We start from the raw sequence: 26,436 nt of genomic DNA, 5'->3' as shown, positions 1-26,436 counted from the left end.
ATATGGGATCGGAGCCGCGCGCTTGCGGGAGAACGGACACGGCACCGGACGCGGCACCGGACCCGGTTACGGAGACGTCCGCGCACCAGGACGAGGACATGGCTGGCGGCCGGGGCCGACACGTCGCGCGCCGGCCCCGGAGACGTTGCCGAACGATCCGCCGAGGTCATCGGCATCACCTTTTCACCCGAATGCTCCAGGTCAAGTACCGCCTCGCCGCGCGTCGTCATTGCAAGTCGGCCACCGCGTCAACCGCCATCCATCGCCATGACGTTCGACGAACCCCAGTGAGTGCAGTTCGTACAGCTTGGCGAGCGCCTCGTCGGCACTCGTTCCGGCGGTACGGGCCACCTCGCGCGCATCGGCGGTGCCACGGGCCGGAAGCGCGTCGAGAGCCTTGGCGCAGCCGGTGTCCAGCAGGTCTCTGGGCAGCACCGCACCGTGTCTGGGCGGGGCGAGTTCGCCCATGTCACCGACCAGTTCGACGATTTCCGAGGCATCCGTCACCAGCACCCCCTCGCCCCGCAGGAGTTCATGGACGCCTGCCGAGAGACCGCTGGTGGCGGGCCCGGGGACGCCCATGGTGAAGCGGCCGAGCCGCTGGGCGCACCGCGCCGTGACCAGGGAACCGCTGCGGTATTCGGCCTCCACCACGACGGTTCCCCTCGTCAACGCGGCGATCACCCTGTTCCGGAGGATGAACCGGCTGCGTGTGGGGTGTTCGGCCGGCGCCAGCTCACCGATGACGAGCCCCTGCTCGGCGACGCGCCCGATCAGTTCGGCATGTCCGCGGGGGTACACGACGTCCACCCCGCACGCCAGCACCGCCGCCGTGGCCCCGCCGGCGGCGAGAGCACCCCGGTGAGCGGCCCCGTCGACCCCGAACGCCGCGCCCGAGACGACCACCCACCCGCGCTCCGCGAGACCGGCGCCGAGGGTCGTCGCCATGTGCGCCCCGTACGGGGTGCAGGCGCGGGCGCCGACCACCGCGACCGAACGCAGCGCCCAGAGCCGCAGATCGGGCCTCCCCCGCACCCAGAGCCCGGTCGGCCGGGTGTCCCCCAGGTCGTCCAGCTGGCTCGGCCACTCGTGGTCGCCCGGACAGACGAAGCGTCCGCCGACCGACGCCACCGCCGCCAGGTCCCGCGCGGGGTCCGCCGCCTCCGCCCGCAGCCGGTAGCCGGCCAGCCGACGCGCCGTCATACCGCTGAGCCGCTCGGCCGATCCGTCCCGGGCCGTGATCCGCCGCAGCAGTTCCCCGGCGCCGCACTCCCGCAGCCAGCGGCCGCCCCGTTCGTCCCCCGGCTCCAGGACCCGCGTCAACGCGACCCGCGCCAGCCGCTCCCCGTCGCTCGGCTCCGGCCCCGGCCCCCGGCCCCGCCCCGGCAGTGGCAGCGGCTCCCCCGCCCGGTGCCCCGTCATGCCGCCCCCGCCGTCATCGGAGCCCCGCGCGGAATGCCGGTGCGCAGTTCCAGGGCCACCGCGATGTCCGAGGCGTCCGGCCGGTCGGCGCCCCGCAGATCCGCGAGGGTCCACGCCACCCGCAGGACCCGGTCCAGGCCGCGCGCGGTGAGCATTCCCCGTTCCATGTCGCGCTCGGCCGCCAGAAGGGCCCCGGGCGCCGCCACCAGTCGGGTCCTCAGCTCGTGGCCGGGCACCTCGCTGTTGGTGGTCCAGGGGGTACCGGCCAGCCGCTCCGCCGCCCGTGCCCGCGCCTCCCGCACCCGGGCGGCGACCGTCGCCGTGGACTCGCCGCGACCGCCCTGCCCCATCAGGTCCGCGCGCCTGACCGGGTCGACGGCCACCCGCAGATCCACCCGGTCGAGCAGCGGACCGGAGAGCCGGGCCTGATAGCGCCGGACCGAGGCGGGCGGGCATTCGCAGCCGGCCCCGCTCAGGGTGTGCCGCCCGCACGGGCACGGGTTGGCGGCCAGCACCATGAGGAAGCGGGCGGGCAGCCGGACCACCCCCGCGCTGCGCGCCACCACCACATGGCCCGACTCCAGCGGCTGGCGCAGCGCGTCCAGGGCCCGTACCGAGAACTCCGGTGCCTCGTCCAGGAAAAGGATGCCGCGGTGGGCCAGCGACACCGCGCCCGGCCTGGGCAGTCCGTTGCCCCCGCCGACCAGCGACTGCATGGTCGCGGAGTGGTGCGGGGCGCAGTAGGGCGCCCGGGAGACCAGGGGCTGCCCCGGCGGCAGGATGCCCGCCACCGAGTGCACCGCGGTGACCTCAAGGGCTTCCTGCCTGGTCAGGTCCGGCAGGATCGCGGGCAGCCGTTCCGCGAGCATGGTCTTGCCCGCGCCCGGCGGTCCGGACAGCAGGAGGTGGTGACCGCCCGCCGCCGCGACCTCCAGTGCCTTGCGCGGCCGCTCCTGGCCCGCGACGTCCGCCAGGTCCGGCCGGTTCCCCTCGCCCTGGGCCGGGCCACGGGCGATGCCGGTGCCCATACCGGCGCCGGGCACCATCAGACCGGCCAGCATGGTGTCGGGGCGCCCCTGGTCGTGGGGCTGCTGTTCCTCTGGCACCGGTTCGTCGCAGAGCACGGCGATCAGCTGCCGCAGGCTCCGCACCCCGAGCACGGAGACCCCGGGTACCAGCGCCGCCTCGCCCGCCGTCTGCTCGGGGACGACCACCTGCCGGTAGCCGGCCTCCGCGGCGGCCAGCACGGCGGGCAGCACCCCGCGTACCGGCCGCACCCGGCCGTCGAGCCCCAGCTCGCCGATCATCACGACATCCGCGATCGACGCGGGGTCGATGCGCTCGGCCGCGCCGAGCACCGCACACGCCACGGCGAGATCGAAGCCGGAACCGCCCTTGGGTACCGACGCCGGGGACAGACCCACCGTGAGCTTCTTCTGAGGCCACTCCGCACCGGAGTTGGCGACCGCCGCCCGCACCCGGTCGCGGCTCTCCACCAGGCTCTTGTCGGGCAGCCCCACCAGGGTGAACGCCGCCACCCCGGCCTCCAGGTCCGCCTGGACCTCCACCACCACGCCCTCGACGCCGACCAGGGCGACCGAGCAGGCCCGCGCGAACGCCATCAGGCCACCCCCCGCGCGTGCTCGGCCAGCGGCGCGCCGCGCCTGGGCAGCACCACGCCAACCAGGTCGATCCGCACGCCCCCGGGCGGCGGACCGCCGTGCCGGTCCAGCCAGAGTTCGGCCAGTCGGCGCAGCCGGTCCGCCTTGGCCGGTGTCACGGCGGCCATCGGGTGCTCGAACCCACCCGCCCTGCGCGTCTTCACCTCACAGATGACGAGCGCGTCGCCGTCCAGCGCGACGATGTCGATCTCGCCGGTGCGACAGCGCCAGTTCCGTTCCAGTACGGACATGCCTGCTTCAATCAGCAGCCGCGCCGCCAGATCCTCGCCGTACCGCCCGAGTGCCCCCCGTGCGTTCATATCGGCACCACCTCCGGCACCGACTCTGACGCGTCCGCCCCCAGCTAGTGGATCTTGGTGGACAAGTGGGCGGATGTGGAGAACTCAGCCACCCGGAAGTTCGAGATCGCTCTTGTTGAGCTCCTCGATGTTGACGTCCTTGAACGTCAGCACCCGGACCTGCTTGACGAACCGTGCCGGTCTGTACATGTCCCAGACCCAGGCATCCGCCATGGACACCTCGAAAAACACCTCGCCCTGGACCGAGTGCACCTGCATCTCGTAGTCATTGGTGAGGTAGAAGCGCCGTTCGGTCTCGATCACATATTTGAACAGACCGACGACATCGCGGTACTCCCGGTAGAGCTTCAGCTCCATCTCGGTCTCGTACTTCTCGAGGTCCTCGGCGCTCATTGGCATGTTCCCCTTCAGCCGTGCGTGCCCCCATTGTGCGCCAGTCCGGGCGCCCAGGACGCTCAGGCGAATTCGGGAGCCAGAACCAACGGCGTACGCGGGGGACCCTCAGCGAGCAGCGTGTGCAGCAGCCCGGCGAGTCTGGTCGGGTACACCGTCTCACGCGTCGCCGACAGTTCGGCGGAGGTCCACCACCTCAGGCCCGCGACACTGCGCCGTTCCAGCCCGGTCTGCCCACTGGTGTCCGTCAGGGTCTGTGCCGTACGGGCGAGGAAGTACCACTCGTCCTGCTCCCACCGCCGGCCGTCGAACGGAAAGGAACACATCCGCTTCCAGAGGAGCGGGCCCAGTTCGACATCCCTGATCCCGGTCTCCTCCGCCAGTTCGCGCAGCGCCGCCTGCTCGCGGGTCTCGTCGCCCTCCAGCCCTCCGCCCGGGGTGAACCACCAGTCGCTCGCCGGATCCTCCGGTTCGAACCCGTGCATCAGCAGGACGCGGTCATCCGGATCGAGGAGAACCAGGCGGGAGACCTTGCGCTTCTCAGCGGACACCGGCAGCCGCCTTGCCCTGCTTGTTCCGCTTCGACCGGCCGGACCGGGCCGCGAGCGGTCCGTACACGGACCCGCCCAGAATGAGCAGCACGCCCGCGATCACCGCTGCGAGCTGAAGCTTGACCGGCCCCGCGGAGGACACTCCGCCGGGCAGGGCGGCGAAGGCGCTGGGGCGCTCCACCATGCTGCCCAGCGGCCAGGCCACGGCGTCCACCCTGGCCGTCACGGCGCTGCGGGGCACGGAGCCCTGTCCGCCGTCCTCCAGGTGGACCCGGGAGTCCAGGGAGACCGTGCGGTCGTCGCCCAGGAGGAAGAGCTGCCCCTTGGGCACCTGGGCCGTGAAGCCGTTCGCGGAGGCGGGATCGCCGGAGCGCAGATACGGTTCGGCAACGGGTATGCCGTTGATCGTGAGCCGGCCGTCCTTCTCGCAGCAGGCGACTTTGTCGCCGCCGACGCCGACGACCCGCTTCACCATCGGCATATCGCCCCACGCCGGATCGGTGAAGACCACGACGTCACCCCGCCGCACCTCGCTGCCGTCCACCCGTTGCGCGAGGACCCGGTCGCCCGCGTTCACCGTGGGGGTCATCGACTCGGTCGGCACCGTGTACGGCCGGTACACCACGGCCGCCCAGGCGAACCCGCCGAGGAAGAGCACACAGCCGACGGCCACCGCCAGCCCTGACAGCTTGCTGCCGAGCCGGCCGCGGCCGTCATCCGTACGTCCTGATCCACTCATCCCAGCGTCCCCCATCGGAGATCGACAATCGCTGATCCGAGTCGGCACCCTACCCGGCGGTACGCCCGCCGGTCAGTTTCCGCCTGCGCCGGATCACGAGCGGGAGGGCTCCGGCGATGCCGAGCGCGCCGGGAGCCACCGCGGCCGCGGTGTTGATGCCCCGCTGGTCGAAGGTGTCCGGGACCGGCAGGGTCGCCCAGCGGTTGACCGGCCACGCGACCAGGACGGCCCGGCCCACGACATCGTCCACCGGCACGAAGCCCTTGTTCACGTCGTTGGTGTGGTACCGGGAGTCCGAGGAGTCCTGCCGGTGGTCGCCCATCACCCAGATCTTGCCGTCGGGCACCTTGAACGGGCCGAAGGGCATGTCGTCGCAGGGTGTGCCGCCGGGGAAGATGTACGGCTCGTCGAGCGGCTTCCCGTTGACGACGACCGGACCGCCCTTCTTGCAGGACACGGTGTCGCCGCCGACGGCGATGGTCCGCTTGATCAGGTCCTTCTCCTGCGAAGAGGGCATCAGGCCGATGAAGCTGAGGAAGGTCTGCACCGCGTTCGACTCGGGCGTCGGCTCGCCGTCCAGCCAGCCGCTCGGGTCGTGGAAGACGACGACCTCACCGCGCTCCGGCTCCGAGCCGAACCACGGGGTGAGCTTGTCGACCAGCACCCGGTCGCCCTGCTGGAGGGTGTTCTGCATCGAATCCGACGGAATCGAGAACGCCTGCACCAGGAACGTCTTGATCAGCAGCGCCAGAACCAGCGCGATACCGATGAGGAGCGGCAGCTCCTTCCAGAGGGGACGGGGCTTCTTCGCCCGCTTGCCGCCCTGTTCCGGGATGCGCGCGGCCTCCGGCGCGGCCGGACCCGGCGTCCCTCCCACGGGATCGAGCGCAGCGTCGGCAGGCTGCTCGGTCCTCTCCGTGGACTGCCCGTGCCCGGATCGCGCTCCGTCTGCCACGTCGCTCACATTCATTCCTCACTCTGCGCCAACGACGGCCCACCCGGGCCCGCCGATCACCAACCCACCCCCCTGGACAACGAGCGGGGGTTCCCCGGGCTACTTCTGCCGCGCCGCCGCGGCCCTGCTGCGCCTGCGCCAGAGCACGAGGGGCACCGCGCCCGCGAAGCCCAGCGCGCCCGGAGCCATCGCTGCCGCGGCGTTGATCCCCGGCTGGTCGAAGGTCTTCGGGACGGGGAGGGTCGCCCAGCGGTTGACCGGCCACGCCACCACGATGGCCCGGCCCACGACCTCGTCGTTGGAGACGGTGCCGCCGCCCGGCAGCTCCTGGTGGTAGCGGGAGTCGAGGGAGTTCTGACGGTGGTCGCCCATTACCCAGATACGGCCCTTGGGCACCTTGACCGGGCCGAACGGCTCGTCGTTGCAGGCGGTGTTCCCCTTGAAGATGAACGACTTGTCGTCCAGCGCCTTGCCGTTGACCGTGACCGGGCCGTTGTTCTTGCACTCCACCGTGTCACCGCCGACCGCGATGACGCGCTTGATCAGGTCCTTCTCCTCGGCGGACGGCATCAGCCCGATGAAGCTCAGGAACTTCTGCACCGCGTTCGGATTGGCCGTCGGGGTGTTCTCCAGCCAGCCGCCCGGATCGTGGAAGACGACGACCTCACCGCGCTCCGGCTCCGAGCCGAACCACGGGGTGAGCTTGTCGACCAGCACCCGGTCACCGCGCTGGAGGGTGTTCTGCATCGAATCCGACGGAATCGAGAACGCCTGCACCAGGAACGTCTTGATCAGCAGCGCCAGAACCAGCGCGATACCGATGAGGAGCGGCAGCTCCTTCCAGAAGGAGCGGGGCTTCTTCCTGGCCGTACTGCCACTGCCCCGGGCGTCGCCGTCACTCTCCGTCCGGTCCGCTGTCGTCCCGGCCGGCTCGGTGTTCCCCGGAATGTCCGGCCGGTCCTCGGGTTCGTCGTGTCCGGATCGTGCGCCCACCGCCAAATCCCCCACATCTGCTCCTTATTCCGTGCCACCGCCTGCGCCCCAGCCGGTGCAGGCCAACCACTCCCATAACGAGCGGGAGTTCCGCAGGGGTCGGGAGCCGGATCATTCCGTTGGGATCCTGGGACACACTATTCGACGGTCCCGGGGCAGCCGCCGTCCCGGCGCGCGGGTCCGGGACCGAGGAGAACGCGGAACGTTCCTCAAGCTTCGTCCAGTGCCCGACGGGCCAGCCGATCACTACGGCCCGTCCCACTACGGCATCTTCGGAAACCGTGCCGTCGGCCGTCTTGTCCAGGTGGAAACGTGAATCGGCGGAATTGGAGCGATGGTCACCCATCACGAAGATTCGTCCGGCTGGAACCTTTACCTCGAATTTGATCGTGGAAGGGGGATTGCCGGGAAAGAGATAGGGCTCGTCGATCGCCTGCCCGTTGACCATGAGGCGGCCGTCCGCGTCGCAGCACTTCACTGTGTCGCCGCCGACGGCGACCACTCGTTTGATCAGATCCTGTTCGTCGTCCGACGGCAGCAGACCGATGAAGGTCAGCACCTCCTTCACCTGCTTGATGACGACGGGTGACTCCTTCGCCGTCACCGGATTCGGCGGCGGCCAGTCGGAGGGGTTCTTGAACACGACCACGTCGCCACGCTGCGGCCTGCTCCCGAACCACGGGGTGAGCTTGTCCACGAGGACCCGGTCACCGATCCGGATGGTCTGTTCCATCGACCCCGAAGGGATTACGAAGGCCTGCACCAGGAACGTCTTGAGGACCAGCGCGATCACCACCGCGACGGCGATGAGCAGGGGTATCTCCTGGACGGCCGATCTGCGCCGCTTCCGTTTCACCTTGCGGGCCAGCCGGCGCCGCTCCGCCCGGGTGGGCAACGAGCGGGACACCGTGTCGCCGCCCGACGACGGCCGCACCCCGGGACCGGCGGCGCCCTGCCGCCGCCCGCGGTTACCCATGCGTCGCCCCCGGCGCGGGCACGCCGTCGAAGGCCACGGTGCCCGGGAACGAGGCCAGCCGCCCCAGCGGCCAGCCGATCCAGTCCACCCTGCCGATCACCTTGTCCACGGGCACCATGCCGCCGCCCGGTTCGCCCAGGTGATCGCGGGAGTCCCGGGAACGGCTGCGGTGATCGCCCATCATCCAGAGCGTGCCGCCCGGCACGACGATGTCGAACGGGGCCCGGGAGGGCGCGTCACCCGCGAACAGGTAGCCCTCGTCCAGCGGCCGGCCGTTCACCTGGATCCTGCCCCGCTTGTCGCAACAGACCACCCGGTCGCCCCCCACGCCCACCACCCGTTTCACGAAGTCGGTCTCGGCCGGCTCCGCGAGCCCCAGGGAAGCCGCCGCCCCGTGCAGCAGCCCGGTGACGGGGTTCTCCGGCGGCGCCTCCTGCATGAAAGAGCCGGTGCCGTCGAAGACCACCACGTCCCCGCGCCGGGGTTCGGAGCCGAAACGGTACGCCAGTTTGTTGACCAGCACCCGGTCCCCGACCCGCAGCGTGGACTCCATGGAGCCGCTCGGGATCAGGAAGGGCTGCACCACGAAGATGCTGAAGAGCAGGACGAAGACCGAGCAGACAGCGCCGAGCGCGACCGTGCGCCGCCATGACATCGCGGCGGCGAAACGGTGCGGGATACGCGAAAAGCGCGACCCCTCCTCCGGCCCCATGGGGGTTGCGGAGGAGCGGTCGCGCTCCGTGGTTCTTGCTTCCGTGTCCATCGGGGCCAGAGCTTATCCGGCCGTGCCGCGGACTTGGGAGCCAGCTCAGCGGTCGCGCTTCTCCTTGATCTTCGCGGCCTTGCCGCGCAGCTCACGGAGGAAGTACAGCTTGGCGCGACGGACGTCACCGCGGGTGACCAGCTCGATCTTCTCGAAGATCGGGCTGTGCACCGGGAAGGTGCGCTCGACGCCGACGCTGAAGGAGACCTTGCGGACCGTGAAGGTCTCGCCGACGCCCGCGCCCTGGCGGCGGATGACGATGCCCTTGAACTGCTGGATACGGGAGCGGTTGCCCTCGATCACGCGGACGTGAACGTTGACGGTGTCACCGGGGCGGAACGCCGGGACGTCGGTACGCAGCGAGGCGGCGTTGACGCCATCGAGCAGGGAAGTCATGTTGTCTGCTTTCTTCGCCGATGCCACAGGTCATCGACGGGAGAGTGATGAGATTCGGGTGCTGATCGCGTCGGACGGGCGTCTTTCCCCCTGTGGCAGGGGCGCACGCGGACGTACAGCAGCGGCCTATTCTTCCACGGCCTCTGGCCTGCGCCAAAATCGGCCGCCCGGCTCGGGCGACCAGCCGAGGATCGAGAGCATCTCGCGGTCCTTCTTGTCGAAGCCCGCCGCCTCGCAACGCTCGATCAGATCGGGCCGGTTGAGCGCGGTACGGCGGAAGGCCTCGTCCCGGCGCCAGCGCGCGATGCGGCCGTGGTGGCCGCTGAGCAGCACGTCCGGAATCCCCCGGCCGCGCCACTCGGGCGGCTTGGTGTAGACGGGCCCCTCCAGCAGATCGGCCATCGCGCCGGGTGCGAAGGAGTCGTCCCGGTGCGATTCGGCGTTGCCGAGCACGCCGGGCAGCAGCCGCGCCACCGCCTCCGTGATCACCAGCACCGCGGCTTCCCCGCCGGCCAGCACGTAGTCGCCGATGGACACCTCGACGACCGGCATCCGGGTGGCGTACTCCTCGGTCACCCGCCGGTCGATGCCCTCGTAGCGGGCCGGGGCGAAGATCAGCCAGGGCCGCTCGGACAGCTCGACGGCGAGTTCCTGGGTGAACGGCCGGCCGCTCGGCGTCGGCACCACGAGCACCGGGGAGTGCGCACCGGCCTCGTAGCCGCCGGCCAGGGTCTCGTCCAGGGCGTCGCCCCACGGCTCGGTCTTCATGACCATGCCAGGGCCACCGCCGTAGGGGGTGTCGTCGACCGTGTTGTGGCGGTCGTACGTCCACTCCCGCAGATCGTGCACGTGCACGTCGAGCCGGCCGCGGGCGCGGGCCTTGCCGACGAGCGAGACGTTCAGCGGTTCGAGGTACTCGGGGAAGATCGTGACGACATCGAGGCGCATCAGTCGTCTTTCCCGCCCTCGGCGGCGTCGGCCGCCGCCTCGTCGTCGCGCGAGGAGGCCACGACGGCCTCGCTCTCGTCGATCAGACCCGGCGGCGGTGTGATCACCGCGCGCTGTTCCTCCAGGTCGATCTCGGAGACGATCTCCTCGACGAACGGGATCATGACCTCGGTGCCGTCGGGGCGCTCCACGATGAAGAGGTCCTGGGACGGCAGGTGGGTGATCTCGGTGATCCGGCCGATCTCGGTGCCGTCGGCGAGCACCACGTCCAGGTCCATCAGCTGATGGTCGTAGAACTCCTCGGGGTCCTCCGGGAGCTCCTGGGGGTCGACCTCGGAGATCAGCAGCGTGTTGCGCAGCGCCTCGGCGGCCGTACGGTCCCGTACGCCCTCGAAACGCAGCAGCAGCCTGCCGCTGTGCACCCGGCCGGTCTCGATCGTCAGCGGTCCCGTCGAGGCCGGCTCGGTGGCCAGTACCGCGCCGGGGCCGAGCCGGAGCTCCGGCTCGTCCGTGCGCACCTCGACGGTGACCTCGCCCTTGATGCCGTGGGCGCGACCGATCCGCGCGACTACCAACTGCACCTTGTGTCTCTCCTGTCATACGACGACGGGCCGGGGCGGGCGCATGGCCCTCCCCGGCCCGTGCCGGTGTTCAACTCTGTCAGCGAACCTGATCCACATCGACGAGGTCGACGCGGATACCACGGCCGCCGATTGCTCCGACGACGGTACGCAACGCGCGTGCGGTGCGGCCGTTACGGCCGATCACCTTACCGAGGTCATCGGGGTGGACCCGGACCTCAAGCACACGGCCACGACGCAGGGTGCGCGAGGCGACCTGCACGTCCTCGGGGTTGTCGACGATGCCTTTCACGAGGTGCTCAAGAGCCTCCTCGAGCACGATCAGGCCTCGGTCGACTCGGCGGGCGCGGCCGCGTCAGCAGCCTCGTCCGCCTTCTTGTCGGCCTTCTTCGCCTTCTGCGTGATGGCCTCGCCCTTGGACTCCTCAGCGGTGTCCTTGGTCAGGGCCTCGAACAGGGCGCGCTTGTCAGCCTTGGGCTCCGGCTGCAGAAGCGGCGCGGGGGCCGGGAGACCCTTGTGGGCCTGCCAGTCACCGGTGAGCTTCAGGATCGCGAGGACCGGCTCGGTCGGCTGGGCGCCGACGGACAGCCAGTACTGCGCGCGCTCTGCGTTGACCTCGATGCGCGAGGGGTTCTGTACCGGGTGGTACAGGCCGATCTCCTCGATGGCCCGGCCATCACGGCGGGTACGGGAGTCGGCGACGACGATGCGGTAGTGAGGCGAACGGATCTTGCCCAGACGCTTCAGCTTGATCTTGACTGCCACGGAAGTGGTGTCTCCTGGTCTATGACGTGGTTGGGCACAACGAAGATGCCACGTGGGGTTGCGGTACTCGGGTGCCCGATGGACGCGTCAGCCGGAGGAGAGAGGGGTCCTATGCGACTGTCGAGTACAGCTAGCCATTGTGCCACACCACATCGGCTCACCCCACCGCGACCACTGCCTCCGGGATCCGGAACGGCTTTCCGCAGCCGCCGCAGACGATCGGGGCCTGTGCGAGGACCGAGGGGACCACGCGCACATTGCGACCGCAGTCGCAGACGGCCTTGACCCGCACGCCCCCTCCGGAGGAACCGTGCCGGGCGGCCGGGCCGCGGAAGGAGCGCTTGGTGTCGGCGGCGGTGGCCACGGTGTGCGCCTTGAGGGCGCGTTGCAGCCGTTCCATCGTCGGCCGGTACCGGCGCTTGGCCTCGGGGTTGAGCGTGACCAGGGAGAAGCCACTGCTGGGGTGGGGCTCCTCGGCGTGGTCGAGGCCCAGCTCCTCGGCGATCGCGAGGAATCGACGGTTGTGATAGCGGCCGGCGCGTGAGGTGTCTCGGACACCTCTCGCGGCGGCGATGCCATGGACTGCCTCATGGAGCAGCCGTTCGAAGGAGAGCTCGGCGCCACAGGCGGACGAGGACTCTCCGATCAGGGACTCGGGCGCGGCAAGATCGGGCAGCTCGGGGTGGTACCGCTGAATGTCGGCCCACGCCTGTGCCAGCTCTGCGGCAAGTACAGGTGGTGTCGTGCTCACGTCGTGACAACGAGCGCGAGTGCCCCGGTGTTCCGATTCCGGGCCATCCCAAATAATTTGCACGTACCAGTCAGTTGCCGTTCATGCGTCCTGACGAGGGCGGGTGCGCTGATCTGCGGAGAACTCTCACAGCTCGCACCAAGGTGGTACGTAGCGACGTGTACGCCCGAGCGCGTAGACGGCGCGTACGCCCCCTGGGCCTCGCACCACCGGGGCGCCCGGAGCGCCGGCGGGCGCGGGCCGCGGAAACCGACAGTACCGGGGCCCGCCCCGGTACCGCCCGCCCCCTCCCCCTGGCAGTTCGGCGCCCCGGGCCGGCGCTCGACGTGCCCGGCTCCGCCCGCCGGGTGAGACTGGACCGGCGAGCGGTACCAGAGGCAACCATTGCCCGTAGCCCCCTGGACGCGGCGGCGGATGCGCAGTTCCCTGGCATACGGGGGAAGCGTGGCCGCAGGCACGGGGGGAATCGTCCACTCGGACGGGACCGACCGGCAGCACCGGCATCACCGTAATCACCGACATCTCGGCGGATTGGGGCGCATTCCATGACACCAACGCTCGTCCGGCACCACAGGCACGCGGAACCTTCCGCCCCGGTGGACACCGGGTCCCGGGCCCGTGACTGGGCCGAGATCCAGGAACGGATGCTCGCGCCGCTCTACGAGGCGGTGTACCGGCGGCTGGAGGTGGGGGCCGCCACCCGGATGCTCTCGCTCGGCTGCGGCTCCGGGCTCGCGCTGCTGATCGCGGCCGGCCGCGGGGCCCACGTCACCGGCATCGATACCGACCCCGAACGCCTCGCGCTCGCCCGCGCCCGGTTGCTGCCGGACCCGGCCCCCGTGGGCGACGCCGGGCCACCGGCCACCGGGCCGTGGCTCCTGGACGGCGTCCCGGACGTCGCGGCGGGCCACCGGTCGTACGGGCTGATCACCGCGTTCACGCCGATCGGCTGCTCGGCCGACGACGCGGAGGAGCTGGTGGGCGCGCTCGGCTCCGCGGTGCCGCTGGCGGCCCGGGGCAGCACCGTCGTACTCACCGGCTGGGGCCCGCCCGAGCGGTGCGCCACCGCGGCGGTACTGCGGGTGGCGGCCCGGCTCGCGGAGGGGACGGGTTCCCCCGGGGCGGGCGGCTGGCTGGGCGCGCGGCGGGACGATCTGGAGGACGTGGCGTTCCGGACCGGGCTGAGGCCGGACGGCTCCGGGCGGGTGGCGTGCCCGTTCGGCTACGCGGACCTGGACAGCGCGGTCCGGGGCCTGCTGTCGACCCGGCTCTTCGACGCGGCGGTACGGGCGACGGACCGGACCCAGGTGGAGAAGGAGGTGGCGGAGGCGCTGCACCCGCACCTGCGCCGGGACGGCACCGTCTGGATGCCCAATGTGTTCCGCTATCTCGTCTGCACGACGTAGCGGCGGGCCCCGGGGTCCTGTCCGCACGCTGCACGGCTCAGGGGCGGCCCCGGGCCTGCCGCCGGGCATCGCGTCGTCCGCCGGGATCGCTACGGCTTGTCCAGCCGGGTTACGCCGGCGGCCCGGTAAGCGGCCACCTCGTCCAGCGTCTCGTGCTCCAGCAGCGCCCCGGCAAGCGAGTCCAGCCGGTCCCGGTTGTTCCCGAGGAGCCGGCACGCCTCCTCGTAGCACTCGTCGACGATGCGGCGCATCTCGCCGTCCACCGCGTCCAGGGTGGCGGGCGCGGCGCTCAGGCCGTACGCCTGCTGGGCATCGGCCGGGATCGCCGTCAGCCGGCCCACCTTGTGGCTCATGCCCCAGCGGCCCACCATGCCCCGGGCCAGACCGGTGACCTGCTCCAGATCGCTCTCCGCACCCGTGGTGACGACGCCGAACACCACCTGCTCGGCCGCCATCCCGCCGAGCGCGCCGATGATCCGGCCGCGCAGGTACTCCTCGGTGTACGCGTACTTGTCGGCGTCCGGCGTGGAGAGCGTGACCCCGAGGGCCCGGCCGCGCGGCACGATGGTGACCTTGCGGACCGGGTCGGCGCCGGGCTGGAGCATCCCCAGCAGCGCGTGCCCGCTCTCGTGGAATGCGGTTCTGCGGCGTTCCTCGTCCGACATGACGAGCGAGCGCTCCGCACCGAGCTGGACCTTCTCCAGGGCATCCGAGAGATCGGCGCCGCTGACCTCCCGCTGCCCCCGCTTGACGGCGAGCAGGGCGGCCTCGTTGGCGAGGTTGGCCAGATCGGCGCCGGTCATCCCCGGAGTCGTACGGGCCACCTGGCCCAGGTCCACGTCCTGCGCCATCGGGATCTGCCGGGTGTGGATCTCCAGGATCGCCTCCCGGCCGGTCTTGTCCGGCGGGCTGACCTGGACGATCCGGTCGAAGCGGCCGGGCCGGGTGAGTGCCGGGTCGAGGACGTCGGCGCGGTTGGTCGCCGCGAGCACGATCACGCCCTCCGAGCCGGAGAAGCCGTCCATCTCGGTGAGGATCTGGTTGAGCGTCTGCTCGCGCTCGTCGTGCCCGCCCATGCCCGAGCCGCCGCCTCTGACCCGTCCGATGGTGTCGATCTCGTCGATGAAGACGATGGCCGGGGCGACCTTGCGCGCCTCCGCGAACAGCTCGCGGACCCGGCCCGCGCCCACCCCCACGATCATCTCGATGAACTCGGAGGCCGAGGCCGAGAAGAACGGCACCCCCGCCTCCCCCGCGACGGCCCGCGCGAGCAGCGTCTTCCCGGTGCCGGGAGGACCGGCGAGGAGTACGCCCCCGGGCATCCTGGCGCCCATCTCGCGGTAGGCGTCCGGGTTCTTCAGGAAGTCCACGACGTCGTCGAGCTCGCCCTCGACCTCGTCGATGCCGGCCACGTCGTCGAAGGTGGTGCGCCTGCCGCCCTCCAGCTCGACCGGCTTGGGCGGGGCCTTGCGGCCGAAGCCGGCCATCCCGCCGCCCATGCCGCCCTTCGACATCCGCCGCGCGATGAACACCCAGAGCACGACGAGCAGCAGCATCGGCGCCAGCGAGATCAGCAGGTTGGCCAGGAAGCTGCGCTCCTTGACGACCGGTTCGGCCGTGACCGTGACGTCGTCCTTGACCAGTTCGGCCCAGAGGTTGTCGTCGGCGAAGGCGGGCCGCTGGGTGACGAACTTGGTGTACTTGTCGTCCTTCTTGCCCGGGACCTTCGCCTCCTTCTTGAGCTGCCCCTCGATGGCATCGCCCTTGGAGTAGATCTTGGAGACATTGCCCGAGGTGACCTGCTTACTGAACTCCGTGTACGCGATCGTCCGCTCCTCCTCGCCGTTGAAGAAGGAGAGCAGCAGGTTGGCGATCAGATAGACGACCAGGGCGGTCAGCAGCAGTCCGCCCCAGCCGCCGGGCATCTTCCGGCGGGGCGGCGGTGGCGGTGGTGCGCCCTCGGAGCGCCAGGGCTGGTCGGTGCGGTCGCGGGGAGGTACCGGACTGGTCACGCGCGCTCCTCTGCCGACAGCCGTTGAGCCGACATTAAGGGAGAAACACGGGCGAAGCGCTCGGAGTGCTGGCCTGATGGGCCCATGGGGGGACCCTGACGGGGTGCGGCTTGTTCGTGGGGGTGCGCCTGCCCGGTGGGTGGGGGGTGGTGCCCCTCCGGGGCGTCTCCTCAAAAATGGCGTGTTCACCCGGGTACGTAAGAGACCCGGGTCGTACGCCATTTTCTGCGGGGACTCCCCTGCACGTCCCCACCCCAGGCCCAGTCGCGTCTGCACACCGGCCCCACGACTGCCGCAGACGCGCGACGGGCGGGTTCGGGGGCGTGCAGGGGAGTCCCCGCAGAACGACGAACACAGACCCGGGTACGCAATGCGTACCCCCCGCACGTTCGTCGTTTGAGGAGACGCCCCGGAGGGACCCCGAACCCCCACCCACCAGGCAGGCGCACCCCGCACCCGGCGGAGCACCCGCACCACCCAAGCCCGAGGACGGAACCCCGCAGGACAGGTCAGCCCATGAACTTCTTGAACTCGTCCGGCAACTCGAAGTTCTTGTCTTCCTGACCGGCCGGCAGACCGAGCGCGCCACCCTGCGCCGCCTGCTCGCGGCGGGCGGCCTCGGCCGCCTCCTCCGCCTTGCGCTTCATCGGGTTGCCGCTCTTGCGCTTGCCCTTGGCCTGCTTCACCTGCTTCTTCTGCCGACCGGGGCCACCGCCCATGCCCGGCATCCCGGGCATGCCCGGCATCCCGCCGCCCTGTGCCATCTTCGACATCATCTTGCGGGCCTCGAAGAACCGCTCGACCAGGCTCTTCACGGCGCTGACCTCGACGCCGGAGCCCTTGGCGATACGGGCGCGGCGCGAGCCGTTGATGATCGTCGGCTCGGCGCGCTCCTTCGGGGTCATCGACTTGATGATCGCGGCGGTGCGGTCGACGTCGCGCTCGTCGATGTTGTTGATCTGGTCCTTGATCTGCCCCATGCCGGGCAGCATCCCGAGCAGCTTGGAGATGGAGCCCATCTTGCGGACCTGCTCCATCTGGGCGAGGAAGTCGTCGAGGGTGAAGTCCTTGCCCTTGCTGGACGCCAGCTTGGAGGCCATCTTGGCGGCCTCGTCCTGGCTGAAGGTCTTCTCCGCCTGCTCGATCAGGGTGAGCAGGTCACCCATGTCGAGGATGCGCGAGGCCATCCGGTCGGGGTGGAAGGCGTCGAAGTCCTCAAGCTTCTCGCCGTTCGACGCGAAGATGATCTGCTTGCCCGTGACGTGGGCGATCGACAGGGCCGCACCACCGCGGGCGTCGCCGTCGAGCTTGGAGAGCACCACACCGTCGAAGCCGACGCCGTCGCGGAAGGCCTCGGCGGTGTTGACCGCGTCCTGGCCGATCATCGCGTCGACGACGAAGAGGATCTCGTCGGGGCTGACGGCGTCGCGGATGTCCGCGGCCTGCTGCATCAACTCCTGGTCGATACCGAGGCGGCCGGCGGTGTCGACGACGACGATGTCATGGACCTTGGTCTTGGCGAACTCGATCGAGTCCTTGGCGACCTGGACCGGGTCCCCGACACCGTTGCCCGGCTCGGGCGCGTACACGGCGACGCCGGCGCGCTCGGCGACGACGCTCAGCTGGTTCACGGCGTTGGGGCGCTGGAGGTCACAGGCGACGAGCAGCGGGGAGTGGCCCTGGCCCTTCAGCCAGAGGCCGAGCTTCCCGGCGAGGGTCGTCTTACCGGCGCCCTGGAGGCCGGCGAGCATGATCACGGTGGGCGCGGTCTTGGCGAACCGCAGCCGCCGGGTCTCGCCACCGAGGATGGAGACGAGCTCCTCGTTGACGATCTTGACGACCTGCTGGGCCGGATTCAGCGCCTGGGAGACCTCGACGCCACGCGCCCGCTCCTTGACGTTGGCGATGAAGGACCGGACGACGGGCAGGGCGACATCGGCTTCCAGCAGGGCGATACGGATCTCGCGAGCCGTGGCGTCGATGTCCGCCTCGGACAAGCGGCCCTTGCCCCTGAGGTTCTTGAAAGTCGCGGCAAGGCGGTCGGAGAGAGTATCGAACACGGCGCTCGTCGGTCCTCAGGGTCGGGGGCGGGATGGGTCAGTCGCTCCCCAGGGTATCCGGACGCCGTGGAACGCAAAGCCCTCGCCCGGTTCTCATGACGGACGAGGGCTGCCGCAGAGGGTGAAAGCGCTCAGCCGAGCGCCTTCTCGACCTCCTGGGCCAGCTCCGCCGCGCGGTCGGCCGCCAGCGGAAGGCCGTCCTGACCGGTGACATAGACCGTGTCCACCGCGTTGGCCCCGAGCGTCGACACATGCGCGCTGCGGACCCGTACCGCGCTCTGCTCCAGGGCCCGGCCGATCCGGTGGAGCAGCCCCGGGGCGTCCTGGGCGCGCACCTCGATCACCGTGGCCAGCTGGGAGCCGGCCGCCGCGACCTTCACCCGGGGCGGTGGTGCCTTCACCCCGCGGCGGCGCGGGTAGGCCGCCTCGCGCTCGGCCAGCCGGGACCGGATGTCCAGCGAGCCGTCCAGGGCGCGTACGAGATCGGCGCGCAGCCGGGCGGCCTGGGGCAGGGACCCGTACTCGGCGGCGACCCGCCAGCTGAGCAGGAGTACGTCGGCACTCCCGCCCAGCTCGGTGGGGAGCTCCACGGCCCGCAGGTCCGCGGCGCGCACGGTGAGCCGGTGCAGGGCCAGCACCCCGGCGGCGGCGGGGAGGACCCCGGGCCGGTCCGGGAGGGCGATGAGGAGTTCGACGCCGACGGGTTCCGGGGCGTCGTCCTCGTGCGGGGTCTCGGTCTGGGCATGCAGGGCGAGGACCGGTTCGCCGGTGCGCAGGGCCTCGATGGCCAGGCGTTCCTGTTCGGCGCTCGGGGCCGCGGGCTCGGGCTCCTCCGGTTCCTCGCCGGCGAGGACCGCCGCGACGCGTTTGACCAGGTCCGTGACGAGGGAGGCGCGCCAGGTGGACCAGGCGGCGGGCCCGGTGGCGAGGGCATCGGCCTCGGTGAGTGCGTGCAGCAGTTCCAGGGTGGAGGCGCTGCCGACGGCGGTGGCGACGGAGCGGACGGTCGCCGGGTCGTCGAGGTCGCGCCGGGTGGCGGTCTCGATGAGCAGCAGGTGGTGGCGTACGAGGGTGGCGATGACGCCCACGTCGTGCTGGTCGAAGCCGATCCGGGCGGCCATGTCACGGGCGATGACCTCGCCCGCGACGGAGTGGTCGCCGGGCCAGCCCTTGCCGATGTCGTGCAGCAGGGCGGCGACGAGCAGCAGGTCGGGGCGGCCGACGCGGCGGGTGAGGGAGGAGGCGCGGACGGCCGCTTCGACGAGGTGGCGGTCGACGGTCCAGGTGTGGACGGGGTTGCGCTGGGGGCGGCAGTGGACCCGTTCCCAGTCGGGCAGCAGCCGGGTGATCAGCCCCTCCGCCTCAAGGGCCTCCCAGACGGGCACGGTGGCCTCACCCGCGCCGAGCAGGGTGACGAGCTCCTCCCGGGCCTCGGCCGGCCACGGCACCGGCAGCGGCTTGGCGGCACCGGCCAGGTGGCGTACGACGTGGCGGGAGAGCGGGAGTTCGGACTGGGCGGCGGCCGCGGCGGCACGCAGGACGAGCACCGGGTCGCGTTCGGGCCGGGCGGTGCGGGCGAGCACGACCTCGCCGTCCGCCTCGACGACGCCGTCCGCGAGCGGGCTGCGGTCGACGGCCGGGGCCCTGCCGCCGCCCAGCATAGCGCGCAGCCTGGGGCGCGCCGAGCGGGCCCGCAGCACCCGGTTGACCTCGCGCCAGGTGACGTCGGTGGCGTACGAGACGGTGCGGGCGGCCTCGTACACCTGGCGCAGCAGGGCGTCGGCGTCCAGGAGGCCGAGGGCGCCGGCGACCTGGTCCTGTTCCTGGAGGGCGAGGCGGTCGGTGGCGCGGCCGGTCGTCAGGTGGAGGGCGTCGCGGGCGTCCAGCAGGACGCGGCGGGCCTCCGCGAGGCCTTCGCGGGGTGCGTCGGCGACCCAGGAGGCGGCGACGGCGCGCAGGGCGGTGGCGTCGCGCAGGCCGCCGCGGGCCTCCTTGAGGTCGGGTTCCAGGAGGAACTGGAGCTCGCCCTGGCGTTCGGCCCGTTCGCGGCAGAGCTCGTCGAGTGCGGGCAGCCGCTTGGGGGCCTGGTTGCGCCAGTCCGCGAGGATCGCGGTGCGCAGCGAGGCGACGAGGCCGAGGTCACCGGCGACGGGCCTGGCGTCCAGGAGGCCGAGCTGCACCTTGAGGTCTTCGCCCGCTGTCTTACGGGCTTCGGCGGGGGTGCGTACGGAGTGGTCGAGGGCGAGGCCGAGGTCCCAGACGGGGTACCAGATGCGGTCGGCCAGGGTGGCGACGGCTCCGGCGTCGGCGCTGCCGTCGTGCAGGAGCAGCAGGTCGAGGTCGCTGCGCGGGGAGAGTTCGCCCCGTCCGTAGCCGCCGACGGCGACGAGGGCGGCGCCGCGGACTCCGGCGTGTGCGGTGGCGGAGGCGAAGAGGGCGCTCAGCCAGTCGTCGGTGAGCGAGGCGAGGGCCGCACGGCGCGGCGGCCCGGACCGCGCCTCTCCCTGGAGGAGGCGCAGCCGGGCCGCCGCATAGCCGCTGGGTCCCGAGTCCTCGGATTCGGTGGTCACTTCGGTACTCGTCACCCGGCTGCCTTTCCGTTCACGGAATCGTCGGTCAGAGTGCGTCGGGGCCGCGTTCGCCGGTCCTGACTCGGACGGCGGTCTCGACGGGCACGCTCCACACCTTGCCGTCACCGATCTTGCCGGTCCGGGCCGCCTTGACGACAACCTCGATGAGCTGTTCGGCGTCCTCGTCCTCGACGAGCACCTCGATGCGGATCTTCGGGACGAGGTCGACGGTGTACTCGGCGCCCCGGTAGACCTCTGTGTGGCCGCGCTGGCGCCCGTAGCCGCTGGCTTCCGTGACCGTGAGGCCCTGGACGCCGAAGGCCTGGAGGGCCTCCTTGATCTCGTCAAGCCGGTGTGGCTTCACGACTGCGGTGATGAGCTTCATGCGTCCACCTTCTTGTTCGTCGGGGCTGCCGTGGTGCCGGGGCCGGGAGGCGTGGGGCGGGGGGACAGACCGCCGCCGGCGCCGCTGAAGTCGTAAGCGGTCTCGGCGTGCTCGACCTGGTCGATGCCGGAGACCTCGTCGTCCTCCTCGACCCGCATCCCGATCGTCCGGTCGAGGATGAAGGCGAGGATCGCGGAGACGACCAGAGAGTACGCGAGGACGGCGAAGACGCCGACGGCCTGCTTGCCGAGCTGGTCGAGCCCGCCGCCGTAGAAGAGGCCCTTGGCGTCGGACTGGACCCCGCCGGTGGCGAAGAAGCCGATGAGCAGGGAGCCCGCGATGCCGCCGACGAGGTGGACGCCGACGACGTCCAGGGAGTCGTCGTAGCCGAACCTGTACTTCAGGCCGACCGCCATGGCGCACAGCACACCGGCGATGGCACCGACCGCGATGGCGCCGAGCGGGCTGACCGCGCCGCCCGCCGGGGTGATGGCGACGAGTCCGGCGACGGCGCCGGAGGCGGCGCCCAGGGTGGTGAAGGAGCCGTGGCGGAGCTTCTCGTAGCCGAGCCAGGCGAGCATCGCGGCGGCGGTGGCGACCTGCGTGTTGACGAACATGACCGCGCCGACGCCGTCGTCGTTGCCGAGCCACGAGCCGGCGTTGAAGCCGAACCAGCCGAACCAGAGCAGTCCGGCGCCGAGCATCACGAGCGGCAGGCTGTGCGGCCGCATCGGGTCCTTCTTGAAGCCGACCCGCTTGCCGATGACGAGGATCACGCCGAGGGCCGCGGCACCGGCGTTGATGTGGACGGCGGTACCGCCGGCGAAGTCGATGACGCCGAGCTCGTACAGCCAGCCGCCCGCGCCCCAGACCCAGTGCGCGACCGGGAAGTAGACGACGGTGACCCAGAGGGTGATGAAGAGCGCCCAGGAGGTGAACTTGACCCGGTCCGCGAGGGCACCGCTTATCAGGGCCGGGGTGAGGACGGCGAACATCAGCTGGAACACGGCGAAGACGTAGACCGGGATGGTGTAGCCGTCCCAGAGTTCCGTGACGCCGATCCCGCTGAGGCCGGCGAAGTCGGAGCTCCAGCCGATGAAGGAACCGATGTCGGAGCCGAAGGCGAGGCTGAATCCGTACAGCACCCAGAGGATCGTGACGATCCCGAGGCTGATGAAGCTCATCATCAGCATGTTGAGGGTGCTCTTGACGCGGACCATGCCTCCGTAGAAGAAGGCCAGGGCCGGGGTCATGACCATCACGAGGGCGGAGCAGATGAGCATGAATCCGGTATTGGCGGCAGACAGCGTCGGGGCGTCTGCTGCGAACGTCGTGATGCCTGGGGGCATCGGCGTCTCCTCGTCGTCGGTGCGGCCGCGTGCGGGCGATGGGGGCACAACCACGTGCGGAACCACTGGGGAAAGGGGCCGTCCTTATGCGCCATGAGATTCGCTCAGCGCCGTTTCCATGGATGCCGCGTGGTGTTTCGCCGCAGTGACGAAGGCGAGCGACGTGTTACGTCCCCATGAACCACCCGTGCTGTTCCCGCGCTCGCACCTACTCTGCGGCCGGGGCCGCATACGGTGCGGTTACGACGCTCCGGTACGGGAACGACCACACGAACCGGCCACGGCGACCACCCACTGACCTGGCAATCGGGGGAGCCGAAGTCGGTCTGTGCGGGGTGGTCGTCGTGGCCGGGGCCTGGGTGCCTTCAGACCGCTTCCGCGGTCTCGGGCAGCTGTTCGGTGAGGAGATCGGTGAGCTGGGCGACCTCGGGGATGTCCCCGAAGTCCCTGGCCGCGGTGTCGACCGTCTTGCGCAGCCGGGTGTTGACGCGCTCGGAGCGGACCTTCCTGGCGACGCGCAGCGCCTTCTCGGCCAGCACGGTGGACTCCTCGGGCTCGCGCTTGAGGAGGTGGACCGTGGCGAGACCGATCAGGTTGAGGGCGTAGGAGCGCTGGTGCTCGTCGTCCTCCCCGAAGAGCTGGACCGCCTTCTGCATGACGGGTTCGGCCAGCGAGGCGTACGTGGGGCTGCGGCCTGCCACATAGGCGAGGTCGCGGTAGGAGTGGGAGTTCTCGCCGTTCAGCTCGGCGTCGGAGAAGAACCGGATCCAGTCGGGCTCGGGCTCGCCGTCGATTCCCGCGTCGAGGAAGGTGTCCTCGGCCATCCGGACGGCTCGTTTGCACTTGCTGGGCTGGCCCATGTTGGCGTACGCGCGGGCCTCCATCGCATACAGCATGGCCTGGGTCCGCGCGGTGGCGCAGTCCCGGCTGCCGTACTGGGCGAGGTGGATCAGTTCGAGGGCGTCGTCGGGCCGGCCGAGGTGGATCATCTGCCGGCTCATGCTGGACAGGACGTACGAGCCGAGCGGTTTGTCACCGGCCTCCTTGGAGGCGTGTAGGGCGAGGACGAAGTACTTCTGGGCGGTGGGCTGGAGGCCGACGTCGTAGCTCATCCAGCCCGCGAGCTCGGCCAGTTCGGCGGCGCAGCGGAACAGCCGTTTGGCGGTGGCGGCCGGCTGCGGCTCCTGGAGCAGGTCGGTGACCTCGTGGAGCTGGCCGACGACGGCCTTGCGGCGCAGTCCGCCGCCGCACTGCGCGTCCCACTGGCGGAACATCGCGGTGGTGGACTCCAGCAGGTCGAGCTCGGGGCCGGAGAGCCTTGAGGGTCGGCGGGCGACGGCCTCCGGATCCGGCTCGGCGGCCGCGGCGGCGGTGACGGGCACCAGCCAGCGCTGCATGGGTTCGATGAGGGCGGGACCGGCGGCGAGGGCGAGGGAGCTGCCGAGGAAGCCGCGGCGGGCGAGCATCAGGTCACTGCGGGAGAACTCACTGAGCAGGGCGACGGTCTGGGGTCCGGCCCAGGGCAGGTCGACACCGGCCACGGACGGGGCCTGGTGGGCGGCACGTAACCCCAGGTCCTCGACGGCGACGACGCTGCCGAAGCGCTCCGAGAACAGCTCGGACAGGATGCGCGGGATCGGTTCGCGCGGCTGCTCGCCGTCCAGCCAGCGCCGCACCCGTGAGGTGTCGGTGCTGATGTGGTGGGCGCCCAGCTGGCGTGCCCTGCGGTTCACCTGGCGGGCCAGCTCGCCCTTCGACCAGCCGCTGCGCACGAACCATGATCCCAATTGCCCGTTGGGGCGCTTACCGGCATTCGAATCGCCTGCGCCGCTGCCACTCACTGGAACGCCCCCATCCCGCCGAAATACCGCCCGCGAACCATTCTCAGAATGCCGTGAACCGATCCTGTCCGTACGGAGGTTGGACACCATCGAACAGAAAATCGAGTTGCCTCCGGCATACCCATGGGCGCACATACTTCCATGGTTCGTGTACCGACGGTAATCCTACGATCACCCCCTCGGGGAGGGTGATTGCGGAAACGCCACCATTCGCCACCCCTTCGGATGAACGCCACCGCAGTCCAGCGCGATTCACTTGACAGGTGACGATCAGCGCTAGGCGCAAAGGTGCATTCAGGGGCGTGCGAATGAGCCCGGACACTCAGGTGTGCGCCCCGCGCCCGGCGGGACCGGCAGGGACGGCGGAGTGTCACGATTGAACCCCGTTCCGTAACCACCGCGAGTTGGACCCGTTGGAGGGGGCATGGGCTTCACGATCGGCGGCATCCGCGAACTGCGATCGGGCGCACGGCGCCGCGGCCGTGCGACCGAGGGCACTGCGGTGGCCGAGTACACGGGGTTATGGGGCTGGGCCGTCGCTCCGGGCGCGCGGGCCTCTGACGGCCACTGCTCCTGCGGGGCGGCCGACTGCCCCTCCCCCGGCGCGCATCCGCTGGACTTCGCACGGGAGGTGCCCGCAGGGGCGGGCCTCGACACCGCGGCGCGCGCGTGGGCCGAGGTGCCCGGCGCCGCGATGCTGCTGCCGGTGGGCCGCAGCTTCGACGTCCTCGAAGTCGCCGAGCAGTCCGGGCGCCGGGCGCTGGTGCGGATGGAGCGGATGGGTCTGCCGCTGGGCCCGGTGGCCGTGACGCCGGCCGGACGGGCGCAGTTCTTCGTGGCACCGGGCGCGGCCGCCGGACTCCCCCAGCTGCTGTACCGGATGGGCTGGGACGACGCGGAGCTGGACCTGCGGGCGCTCGGCCTCGGCTCCCACGTCACCGCCCCGCCGTCCGATCAGGGCGGTCTCGGCCCGGTCCGCTGGCTCCGCCCGCCCGCCCTGGACACCGCGGCGGCGCCGCCGGAAGCGCGGCTGCTGCTGGGCACGCTGGCGTACATCTGCCACCGCTGGTCCCTCTGCGGCTGAGCCCGCCCGGCGGCTCCGTACAGCGAAGCTGCCCGACGGCTCGCTCCGCACAGCGAAAAGCCCGGCCGCCCCGATGTCCGGGCGACCGGGCTGCTTCCTGTCCGGGCGGTCTCAGTCCCCGATCAGGGCGTCCACGAACGCCTCCGGGACGAAGGGGGCCAGGTCGTCCGGCCCCTCGCCGAGTCCGATCAGCTTCACCGGTACGCCCAGCTCGCGCTGGACGGCGATGACGATGCCGCCCTTGGCGGTGCCGTCCAGCTTGGTGAGGACGATGCCGGTGATGTCGACGACCTCCGCGAAGACCCGGGCCTGCACCAGGCCGTTCTGCCCGGTGGTGGCGTCCAGGACGAGCAGGATCTCGTCGAGCGGTCCGTGCTTCTCGACCACCCGCTTGACCTTGCCGAGCTCGTCCATCAGACCGGTCTTGGTGTGCAGCCGGCCCGCCGTGTCGATCAGTACGACATCGGCGCCCTCCGCGATGCCCTCCTTCACCGCGTCGAAGGCGATCGAGGCCGGGTCACCGCCCTCGGGTCCGCGCACGGTGCGGGCGCCGACGCGCTCGCCCCAGGTCTGGAGCTGATCGGCGGCGGCGGCCCGGAAGGTGTCGGCCGCGCCGAGTACGACGCTGCGGCCGTCGGCCACGAGCACCCGGGCGAGCTTTCCGGTGGTGGTGGTCTTTCCGGTGCCGTTGACACCGACGACCATCACGACGCCGGGGGTGTCGACGCCGCTCTCCGTCTTGACCGCACGGTCGAAGTCGGTGCCGAGCAGGGTGAGGAGCTCCTCGCGCAGCAGCGAGCGCAGGTCCTCGGGGGTGCGGGTGCCGAGGACCCGGACGCGCTCGCGGAGCCGTTCCACCAGCTCCTGGGTGGGGGCGACGCCCACGTCGGCGGTGAGGAGGGTGTCCTCGATCTCCTCCCAGGTGTCCTCGTCGAGGTTGTCCCGGGACAGCAGCGTGAGCAGCCCCTTGCCGAGGGAGTTCTGCGAGCGGGCGAGCCGGGCCCGCAGCCGGACCAGCCGGCCGGCGGTGGGCTCGGGAACGTCGAGCTCGGGGGGCGCGACGGCCTCCGGGGCCCGCTCCTCCTCGGCCTCCGAGGGCGGGAGCCCGACCTCCTCGATGGTGCGGCGCGATTCGTCGCGCGGCGTCTCGGCCTCCTCGCCGACATGGGGCTCGGCGGGAGGAGTGATGGTCGGCGTGCTCGACGGTGCCGGGGGCAGCTGCTTCTTCTTGCGGCTGCTGACCACGAGCCCGCTGATCACGCCGACCGCGACCAGGGCGATGACTACAGCAAGGATGACGAATTCCATAACCCACCCAGTATCAGTCACGCGCGGGAACAATCGGGGAATGGCCGTTCCGCAGGGGGCCGGGTGCGCGATATGTCACGCATGACGGTAAAGGACGATCCCCCGGCGCGCCTCGCCCCGATGTGGGGCGGCAGGACACACCCCTACACTTCTGACGCTACGTCAGCTACTGTCCGGCCTCGCCCAGCCCGCCCGGCGAAGGGGACA

Annotated in this window: 25 protein-coding genes; 2 read left to right on the top strand and 23 right to left on the bottom strand. The window is 71.1% G+C overall.

What is annotated here, in order from left to right:
• Nucleotides 1-201 precede the first annotated feature (201 nt).
• The 16 genes from dprA to ACZ601_RS33285 form a co-directional block, all read right to left on the bottom strand.
• Entirely contained in the window at nucleotides 202-1,422 is a 1,221-nt protein-coding gene (dprA, locus tag ACZ601_RS33360) for a DNA-processing protein DprA (protein ID WP_469544943.1), read from the bottom strand.
• Nucleotides 1,419-3,044 carry a YifB family Mg chelatase-like AAA ATPase gene (locus ACZ601_RS33355; protein ID WP_469544941.1) on the bottom strand — a complete coding sequence of 542 codons (1,626 nt, stop codon included), beginning with the start codon at nucleotides 3,042-3,044 and terminating at the stop codon, nucleotides 1,419-1,421. The genes dprA and ACZ601_RS33355 overlap by 4 nt, the downstream gene beginning before the upstream one ends.
• Nucleotides 3,044-3,403, bottom strand: a complete 360-nt coding sequence (locus ACZ601_RS33350) for a YraN family protein (protein WP_440577660.1) — start codon at nucleotides 3,401-3,403, stop codon at nucleotides 3,044-3,046. Before ACZ601_RS33350 ends, ACZ601_RS33355 begins: the two co-directional genes overlap by 1 nt.
• 84 nt (nucleotides 3,404-3,487) lie before the next feature.
• Nucleotides 3,488-3,796, bottom strand: coding sequence for a DUF2469 domain-containing protein (locus ACZ601_RS33345; RefSeq protein WP_003965949.1), 309 nt, complete (start codon nucleotides 3,794-3,796; stop codon nucleotides 3,488-3,490).
• A gap of 62 nt (nucleotides 3,797-3,858) precedes the next feature.
• Nucleotides 3,859-4,347, bottom strand: coding sequence for an NUDIX hydrolase (locus tag ACZ601_RS33340; RefSeq protein WP_469544938.1), 489 nt, complete (start codon nucleotides 4,345-4,347; stop codon nucleotides 3,859-3,861).
• Nucleotides 4,337-5,086, bottom strand: a complete 750-nt coding sequence (gene lepB / locus ACZ601_RS33335; RefSeq protein ID WP_469544937.1) for a signal peptidase I — start codon at nucleotides 5,084-5,086, stop codon at nucleotides 4,337-4,339. The genes ACZ601_RS33340 and lepB (ACZ601_RS33335) overlap by 11 nt, the downstream gene beginning before the upstream one ends.
• 49 nt (nucleotides 5,087-5,135) lie before the next feature.
• Nucleotides 5,136-6,056 carry a signal peptidase I gene (lepB, locus tag ACZ601_RS33330; protein ID WP_469544935.1) on the bottom strand — a complete coding sequence of 307 codons (921 nt, stop codon included), beginning with the start codon at nucleotides 6,054-6,056 and terminating at the stop codon, nucleotides 5,136-5,138.
• Between the two features lie 84 nt (nucleotides 6,057-6,140).
• Nucleotides 6,141-7,040 carry a signal peptidase I gene (lepB, locus tag ACZ601_RS33325; protein WP_440577662.1) on the bottom strand — a complete coding sequence of 300 codons (900 nt, stop codon included), beginning with the start codon at nucleotides 7,038-7,040 and terminating at the stop codon, nucleotides 6,141-6,143.
• Complete coding sequence (lepB, locus tag ACZ601_RS33320; RefSeq protein ID WP_469544932.1) at nucleotides 6,937-8,010, bottom strand: signal peptidase I; 1,074 nt, start codon at nucleotides 8,008-8,010, stop codon at nucleotides 6,937-6,939. Before lepB (ACZ601_RS33320) ends, lepB (ACZ601_RS33325) begins: the two co-directional genes overlap by 104 nt.
• Nucleotides 8,003-8,773, bottom strand: a complete 771-nt coding sequence (lepB, locus tag ACZ601_RS33315; RefSeq protein WP_469544931.1) for a signal peptidase I — start codon at nucleotides 8,771-8,773, stop codon at nucleotides 8,003-8,005. The genes lepB (ACZ601_RS33320) and lepB (ACZ601_RS33315) overlap by 8 nt, the downstream gene beginning before the upstream one ends.
• A 45-nt stretch (nucleotides 8,774-8,818) precedes the next feature.
• A complete protein-coding gene (rplS, locus tag ACZ601_RS33310) occupies nucleotides 8,819-9,169 on the bottom strand; it encodes a 50S ribosomal protein L19 (protein WP_024492231.1) in 351 nt (116 codons plus the stop codon).
• Nucleotides 9,170-9,295: 126 nt separating this feature from the next.
• Nucleotides 9,296-10,117: a tRNA (guanosine(37)-N1)-methyltransferase TrmD gene (trmD, locus tag ACZ601_RS33305; RefSeq protein ID WP_469544928.1), complete on the bottom strand. Its 822-nt coding sequence runs from the start codon at nucleotides 10,115-10,117 to the stop codon at nucleotides 9,296-9,298.
• Complete coding sequence (gene rimM, locus ACZ601_RS33300; protein WP_469544926.1) at nucleotides 10,117-10,698, bottom strand: ribosome maturation factor RimM; 582 nt, start codon at nucleotides 10,696-10,698, stop codon at nucleotides 10,117-10,119. The genes trmD and rimM overlap by 1 nt, the downstream gene beginning before the upstream one ends.
• Before the next feature lie 79 nt (nucleotides 10,699-10,777).
• Entirely contained in the window at nucleotides 10,778-11,017 is a 240-nt protein-coding gene (locus ACZ601_RS33295; RefSeq protein WP_024492228.1) for an RNA-binding protein, read from the bottom strand.
• 2 nt (nucleotides 11,018-11,019) lie between these two features.
• Nucleotides 11,020-11,463: a 30S ribosomal protein S16 gene (gene rpsP / locus ACZ601_RS33290; protein WP_073739096.1), complete on the bottom strand. Its 444-nt coding sequence runs from the start codon at nucleotides 11,461-11,463 to the stop codon at nucleotides 11,020-11,022.
• A gap of 157 nt (nucleotides 11,464-11,620) precedes the next feature.
• Complete coding sequence (locus ACZ601_RS33285; RefSeq protein WP_073739095.1) at nucleotides 11,621-12,214, bottom strand: hypothetical protein; 594 nt, start codon at nucleotides 12,212-12,214, stop codon at nucleotides 11,621-11,623.
• A 545-nt stretch (nucleotides 12,215-12,759) separates the two neighbouring features.
• Here ACZ601_RS33285 and ACZ601_RS33280 point away from each other — a divergent pair.
• The gene (locus ACZ601_RS33280) at nucleotides 12,760-13,620 is read left to right on the top strand and encodes a methyltransferase domain-containing protein (RefSeq protein WP_469544921.1); all 861 of its coding nucleotides are present in this window, start codon (nucleotides 12,760-12,762) and stop codon (nucleotides 13,618-13,620) included.
• Nucleotides 13,621-13,709: 89 nt separating this feature from the next.
• Here ACZ601_RS33280 and ftsH read toward each other — a convergent pair whose 3' ends face one another.
• From ftsH to nsdA, 6 genes are all read right to left on the bottom strand, one after another.
• The gene (gene ftsH / locus ACZ601_RS33275) at nucleotides 13,710-15,632 is read right to left on the bottom strand and encodes an ATP-dependent zinc metalloprotease FtsH (RefSeq protein ID WP_440579224.1); all 1,923 of its coding nucleotides are present in this window, start codon (nucleotides 15,630-15,632) and stop codon (nucleotides 13,710-13,712) included.
• Nucleotides 15,633-16,141: 509 nt separating this feature from the next.
• Complete coding sequence (ffh, locus tag ACZ601_RS33270; RefSeq protein ID WP_469544919.1) at nucleotides 16,142-17,692, bottom strand: signal recognition particle protein; 1,551 nt, start codon at nucleotides 17,690-17,692, stop codon at nucleotides 16,142-16,144.
• A gap of 131 nt (nucleotides 17,693-17,823) precedes the next feature.
• Entirely contained in the window at nucleotides 17,824-20,277 is a 2,454-nt protein-coding gene (locus ACZ601_RS33265; protein ID WP_469544917.1) for a [protein-PII] uridylyltransferase, read from the bottom strand.
• Nucleotides 20,278-20,308: 31 nt separating this feature from the next.
• Nucleotides 20,309-20,647 (bottom strand): P-II family nitrogen regulator, encoded by a 339-nt coding sequence (locus tag ACZ601_RS33260; protein ID WP_003965965.1) that lies wholly within the window; start codon nucleotides 20,645-20,647, stop codon nucleotides 20,309-20,311.
• Complete coding sequence (locus ACZ601_RS33255; RefSeq protein ID WP_469544915.1) at nucleotides 20,644-21,996, bottom strand: ammonium transporter; 1,353 nt, start codon at nucleotides 21,994-21,996, stop codon at nucleotides 20,644-20,646. Before ACZ601_RS33255 ends, ACZ601_RS33260 begins: the two co-directional genes overlap by 4 nt.
• Before the next feature lie 365 nt (nucleotides 21,997-22,361).
• On the bottom strand, nucleotides 22,362-23,837 hold the full coding sequence (nsdA, locus tag ACZ601_RS33250; RefSeq protein ID WP_469544913.1) for a transcriptional repressor NsdA: 1,476 nt from the start codon (nucleotides 23,835-23,837) through the stop codon (nucleotides 22,362-22,364).
• 424 nt (nucleotides 23,838-24,261) lie between these two features.
• Here nsdA and ACZ601_RS33245 point away from each other — a divergent pair, with 424 nt between their 5' ends.
• Nucleotides 24,262-24,921, top strand: coding sequence for a bifunctional DNA primase/polymerase (locus tag ACZ601_RS33245; protein ID WP_440578595.1), 660 nt, complete (start codon nucleotides 24,262-24,264; stop codon nucleotides 24,919-24,921).
• Between the two features lie 111 nt (nucleotides 24,922-25,032).
• On the opposite strand, the gene ftsY is transcribed toward ACZ601_RS33245, so the two are convergent.
• Nucleotides 25,033-26,229: a signal recognition particle-docking protein FtsY gene (gene ftsY / locus ACZ601_RS33240; protein ID WP_469544911.1), complete on the bottom strand. Its 1,197-nt coding sequence runs from the start codon at nucleotides 26,227-26,229 to the stop codon at nucleotides 25,033-25,035.
• Nucleotides 26,230-26,436: the final 207 nt, after the last annotated feature.

This window comes from Streptomyces sp. NPDC104307 (assembly GCF_055584045.1).
This window is presented reverse-complemented; position numbering and strand designations above follow the sequence as displayed.

What these genes read in the sequence shown, in the direction of transcription:
- dprA (WP_469544943.1), bottom strand. Translation starts at nt 1,422, where the DNA reads ATGACGGGGCACCGGGCGGGGGAGCCGCTGCCACTGCCGGGGCGGGGC.
- ACZ601_RS33355 (WP_469544941.1), bottom strand. Translation starts at nt 3,044, where the DNA reads ATGGCGTTCGCGCGGGCCTGCTCGGTCGCCCTGGTCGGCGTCGAGGGC.
- ACZ601_RS33350 (WP_440577660.1), bottom strand. Translation starts at nt 3,403, where the DNA reads ATGAACGCACGGGGGGCACTCGGGCGGTACGGCGAGGATCTGGCGGCG.
- ACZ601_RS33345 (WP_003965949.1), bottom strand. Translation starts at nt 3,796, where the DNA reads ATGAGCGCCGAGGACCTCGAGAAGTACGAGACCGAGATGGAGCTGAAG.
- lepB (WP_469544937.1), bottom strand. Translation starts at nt 5,086, where the DNA reads ATGAGTGGATCAGGACGTACGGATGACGGCCGCGGCCGGCTCGGCAGC.
- lepB (WP_469544935.1), bottom strand. Translation starts at nt 6,056, where the DNA reads ATGAATGTGAGCGACGTGGCAGACGGAGCGCGATCCGGGCACGGGCAG.
- lepB (WP_469544932.1), bottom strand. Translation starts at nt 8,010, where the DNA reads ATGGGTAACCGCGGGCGGCGGCAGGGCGCCGCCGGTCCCGGGGTGCGG.
- lepB (WP_469544931.1), bottom strand. Translation starts at nt 8,773, where the DNA reads ATGGACACGGAAGCAAGAACCACGGAGCGCGACCGCTCCTCCGCAACC.
- rplS (WP_024492231.1), bottom strand. Translation starts at nt 9,169, where the DNA reads ATGACTTCCCTGCTCGATGGCGTCAACGCCGCCTCGCTGCGTACCGAC.
- trmD (WP_469544928.1), bottom strand. Translation starts at nt 10,117, where the DNA reads ATGCGCCTCGATGTCGTCACGATCTTCCCCGAGTACCTCGAACCGCTG.
- ACZ601_RS33280 (WP_469544921.1), top strand. Translation starts at nt 12,760, where the DNA reads ATGACACCAACGCTCGTCCGGCACCACAGGCACGCGGAACCTTCCGCC.
- ACZ601_RS33260 (WP_003965965.1), bottom strand. Translation starts at nt 20,647, where the DNA reads ATGAAGCTCATCACCGCAGTCGTGAAGCCACACCGGCTTGACGAGATC.
- ACZ601_RS33255 (WP_469544915.1), bottom strand. Translation starts at nt 21,996, where the DNA reads ATGCCCCCAGGCATCACGACGTTCGCAGCAGACGCCCCGACGCTGTCT.
- ACZ601_RS33245 (WP_440578595.1), top strand. Translation starts at nt 24,262, where the DNA reads ATGGGCTTCACGATCGGCGGCATCCGCGAACTGCGATCGGGCGCACGG.
- ftsY (WP_469544911.1), bottom strand. Translation starts at nt 26,229, where the DNA reads ATGGAATTCGTCATCCTTGCTGTAGTCATCGCCCTGGTCGCGGTCGGC.